Genomic DNA, 335 nt, shown 5'->3' on the forward strand with positions numbered 1-335 from the left:
CAACGCGTGATGACGTCCAACCCGTCATTGCGAGCGCAGCGAAGCAACCCAGGGCTCCGCGACGCATAAGAACTTTACGCAAGGCCCGGATACAGATCGCACCGATCCGGGTTCATCGCCTCGATCAGGGCGAGCTGCTTCTTCCGGGAGCCGGCCTTGCTCTGTGTCTCGCGGGCGATGGCCTCGCTCATCGTCGGGTAGCCCTCGTACCAGACCAGGGGCTTGCATCCGTAGCGGCGCGTGAGGCCGGGGCGGAGGGCTTCGCGGTGCTCGTAGGCGCGCCGGGGCCGGCACGCGGTGACGCCGGTATAAAGCCTCCCGTTGCGGCGTGTGGG

The 335-nt window shown here is 67.5% G+C and carries 1 protein-coding gene; it reads right to left on the reverse strand.

Annotation, left to right across the window (positions count from 1 at the left end; translation table 11 throughout):
• Window positions 1-74 precede the first annotated feature (74 nt).
• Window positions 75-335 (reverse strand): GIY-YIG nuclease family protein (locus MKK67_RS16120; RefSeq protein WP_243966131.1); only part of this gene is annotated, 261 nt, incomplete at its 5' end.

This window comes from Methylobacterium sp. J-072, from assembly GCF_022829425.1.
In the GTDB taxonomy this organism is placed as follows: domain Bacteria; phylum Pseudomonadota; class Alphaproteobacteria; order Rhizobiales; family Beijerinckiaceae; genus Methylobacterium.